General features: G+C 60.5%; 3 protein-coding genes and 1 pseudogene. 1 reads left to right on the plus strand and 3 read right to left on the minus strand.

Annotated features, from left to right (window positions below; translation table 11 throughout):
* From ABSG20_RS31835 to ABSG20_RS31845, 3 genes are all read right to left on the minus strand, one after another.
* Positions 1–1,341 (minus strand): DHA2 family efflux MFS transporter permease subunit (locus tag ABSG20_RS31835; RefSeq protein ID WP_423868421.1); only part of this gene is annotated, 1,341 nt, incomplete at its 3' end.
* Complete coding sequence (locus ABSG20_RS31840; protein ID WP_423868422.1) at positions 1,338–2,879, minus strand: efflux RND transporter periplasmic adaptor subunit; 1,542 nt, start codon at positions 2,877–2,879, stop codon at positions 1,338–1,340. The genes ABSG20_RS31840 and ABSG20_RS31835, both read right to left, overlap by 4 nt.
* Before the next feature lie 39 nt (positions 2,880–2,918).
* Entirely contained in the window at positions 2,919–3,380 is a 462-nt protein-coding gene (locus tag ABSG20_RS31845; protein WP_423868423.1) for a hypothetical protein, read from the minus strand.
* 209 nt (positions 3,381–3,589) lie between these two features.
* On the opposite strand from ABSG20_RS31845, the pseudogene ABSG20_RS31850 reads away from it, so the two are divergent.
* Positions 3,590–3,789: pseudogene (locus ABSG20_RS31850) on the plus strand (nuclear transport factor 2 family protein); the annotation flags it as partial.

The raw sequence follows: 3,789 nt of genomic DNA on the forward strand, positions 1-3,789 counted from the left end.
GAGCCGCAGCACGTGAAATTGCTCACGCCGCTCCTGCATAGTCTGCGCCATCGAAGTGCCGACGCTGCCTCCCTCGTTGCGCAACAGACTGAGCAAGCCAACGGCTGCTCCACGCAGCGACGGCGGGATATAGAGGTAGGCCGCGACATTCGCAGGTGCAAAGCACATCGAGAGTCCAAACACCAGCATCACCCGAGGCCAGACCACCTGGCCCGGGCTGATCTCCAGGTTCATTTGTGACATCCAATAGTTTGCGATCGCCATGACCAGCAGACCGGCGGCGAGCAACCACCGGGCATCGGCCCCCCGGCCAAGTGCCCGGCCGACAAACGGCATCGCCACCAGCGCACCGAACCCAGCCGGCGACATCACCAACCCCGCGCTGAGAGCATCATAGCCGAACAGAGATTGAAGCAGGGCTGGCAACGATGTGCTGGCGGCGTAGAGCACTGCGAAGGCGCTAAAGATGATGAAGCAGCATGCAGCGAAATTTCGCTCCCGCAGGGGGCGGAAATTGACCACGGGGCTGGGGTGGCGTAACTCCCAAAAGATCAGCGCTATCAGACCCAAAACGAAAAAAATCGCCAGCATCTGCACCCGCCAGAACGGATCGCTCAGCCAGTCCCACTCCTGTCCCTTGCTGAGCATCACTTCCCAGGATACCATGACGATCACCAGAAGTGACAGGCCGAGCGAGTCAAAACGCAACGGCTGCTTCCTCAACTCGATACGCTGCTTGGTGAGATATTCGGGGTCCCGCAGCAGAGCATAACACGCAGCAAACGCTACGAGGCCCACTGGAACGTTGATGTAGAACACCCATCGCCACGAATAGCTGTCCGTGATCCAGCCGCCGAGGGTCGGACCGACCACAGGTGCCAAAAGCGCAGCCAGGCCAAACAGCGTCATCGCAATGCCTTGCTTCTCCACCGGAAAGGCGTCCAGCAGCACGCCTTGACTGGAAGGCTGCAGGCCGCCGCCCGCCAGGCCTTGCATGACGCGAAATACAATCAACTGACCGAGGCTTGTGGCCATACCGCAAAGTCCGGACGCGAGGGTAAAGACGGCTATCGACAGCAGGAAGTAGTTGCGGCGCCCAAGACGCGCCGAAAGCCAGCCGCTGATCGGCAGGATGACGGCGTTGGCGGCGAGGTAGCTGGTGATGACCCATTCGCCGTCGTCGACCGTGGCCGAGAGGCCGCCGGCAATGTATCGCAGCGCGACCACCGCAATGGTGGTGTCGAGTACCTCCATGAAGGTCGGTATGATGACGATGCCGGCCACAAGCCACGGGTTCACGTCCGCCCGGGCTCTGGAGGGTGCAAGTGCCAACTCGGTCATTTGCCGACACCGCGCGGGCTCGCCGCCGAAACGGTGGCCGGCGATTGCTGCTCGAAGCCTTGAAGAAACATCCCGGCATTAGGTCCGCTCAGCGGTTTATTGAGATAGACGTAGGGGACAACCGATGCGCCGATGAACAGCGGTTTCTTGTCAGGATCGTAACCCTCGAGCTCGATCCGGACCGGCAGCCGCTGTACGATCTTGATGTAGTTGCCGGTGGCATTCTGCGGCGGCAGCAATGCGAGCGTCGATCCGGTCCCGATCGTAAAGCCGGTGATCCGACCGCTGAATATCTGTTTGTCGCCATACATGTCGACGTAGAGATCGGCAGCCTGACCGATGCGCAAGTCGCGCAGTTGCGTCTCCTTGAAATTAGCATCGATCCAGATCTCGCTCAGCGAGCGGATCGCCATCAAGCTCTGCCCGACCTGAACGTCATTGCCGGGATTGACGTTTCGGCGCGTGACGACGCCGTCGATCTCCGCGACGACGTCACAATAGCGAAGGTCGAGTTCGGCCAGAGCAAGATCGCGTTTGGCGGCTTCGAGTTTGGTTTCGGCTTGCTTGACGGCCGGGGCTTCCGCGGCCAGTTGATCGAACCTCCGGTCGACGGGACCAAGCTTCTCGAACTCTTCGAGCATCTGCTTCGGGGACTGGTTGTAGGAATGGACAACGCCCAGCTCAGCCGCGGCCTGGATCAGGTCCGCCTGGGCCTGCAGGACCGAAGAAAACGTCTGATCGAGATCTGATGGTACCTGGTCGAGATCCGCGCTGTCTTCGGGCTGCGTCTGCAGGCCCAACGAGACACGGATCTGGTTCGCATCCGCCAATGCCTGGACGACACCCGCCCGGGCAATCAACAGCGCCGCCTGACGTTGATCATAGAGCTCGCGGCTCGCCGTCTCCGATACGACCAGCTTCGACGTCCGATCGAATTCCTGCTGCGCGAGTACAAGCGTGGCCTTCGCCTTCTTGAGCGCGGCGACCCGGGCATGCAGCAGGCTTATCTGGTTTTCGACGTTCTCTACGGCTTCCTGCAATTGCCAGCGGCGGCTCATGGCCTGTGCTTCGATACCGCGCACCGTGGCGCTGGCAGCCTGGAGATCAGCCGCCGCGGTATCGACGGCCGCCTTCTTCACCGCGACTGCGTCCCGAAGCGGTTCCTTGTCCAATTCAACAAGAAGGTCTCCCTTGTGCACGCGATTATTGTCATCCACCAGAACCCGGGAGACCTGACCGTGGACGCGGGCGGCGACCGACGTCACATGGCCGTTCACGAAGGCGTCGTCGGTCGAAACCGTGCTGAGCACGAACCGGATCCAGGGAATGCCAAACACCGCGGCCGCGATGACTACAACGCCGAGCACACCGATCAGCAATTTTCGCCGCCGCGTGATCCCTCGATTCGAGGCTGGCTTTGAGCCAGGATCGGTCCGCGGTCCCGTCGCGTCGCGATCAGCGACGGCATCCCTTCTGCCTCTCGCGGGCGCTTCGATCGAGGCTGCCCCCCTGTCGTGCTCGATGGTCTCGGCGGGCATCGGAAATTCCCTCCCAGGAAAGATCGTTTCTCAACCCAATCATTCGTGCTTGTCGATCACGCTCATTTCGGGCGCAGCTGGAGGCGTCGACTCTGCCCCAAGCGGACCACCACGATTGGTCTCGTCGTTGCGGACATCCCTCGCCATTTCCAGACAGATCACCAGCTCGACATAGCTCGCAAAGCCACCAACCTTTGCCTCGGCGAAGCAGCTGCTCCTGTCGGCGCCAACAAACTGCGGCCACTCCGTTTCGAGCTGCTGAAGCGCATCAGCTTCGTCATGAGAGCAACGGGCGAAAGCTTTGGACGATTCGCTTTCAAAACGGCACTCCTTCGCGATATCGAACTTGGGTACCGTGTCCGAAATAGCGATGGGTGAAAACGTCGCCAGCATTACAATTGGTAGATGAAGCAGCATTTCAACCTCCTTGAGAAGCGTGCTGTGAGCCAGTACATCGGCCTGCTTCGGCCAAACGCTTCCGGTATGGGCGATCTCGTCCATGTCGCGCTACTCGAGATCGCACCCTACGGGCCACTGGGGGGCTCGGCCATCCAACCCTAGGGGGAAGCCGATCATATCAAGGTATGAGCGGGCATCACGAGTAGACGACTGGCGCGAACGTCAACAACGCCCTAGCTGTGACCATGCGTATCGGGACAATGAATTGGTTGGTCCCGAAATCATAGCCGAAGCCATGGTGGGAGAGCGAGATGGATGATGCAACCGTGCGGGCGGCGCTGGAGCGGCATTGGGATGCTTCGGACGCCAGCAATTTCAAGATCGAGCATGAAATCTACCGCGAGGACGCCGTGCTTGATTATCCGCAATCGGGCGAGCGAATCCGGGGCCGGCACAACATACAAGAGAGCCGATTCGTCCAGCCAAATAAGAAGCGTTTTAGGGTCCGGCG

The organism is Bradyrhizobium sp. (genome assembly GCF_049512235.1).
GTDB lineage: Bacteria > Pseudomonadota > Alphaproteobacteria > Rhizobiales > Xanthobacteraceae > Bradyrhizobium.

Bases quoted from the DNA above. Each gene is read 5' to 3' on its own strand.
- ABSG20_RS31845 (WP_423868423.1), bottom strand. From the start codon at position 3,380: ATGGACGAGATCGCCCATACCGGAAGCGTTTGGCCGAAGCAGGCCGAT.
- ABSG20_RS31840 (WP_423868422.1), bottom strand. From the start codon at position 2,879: ATGCCCGCCGAGACCATCGAGCACGACAGGGGGGCAGCCTCGATCGAA.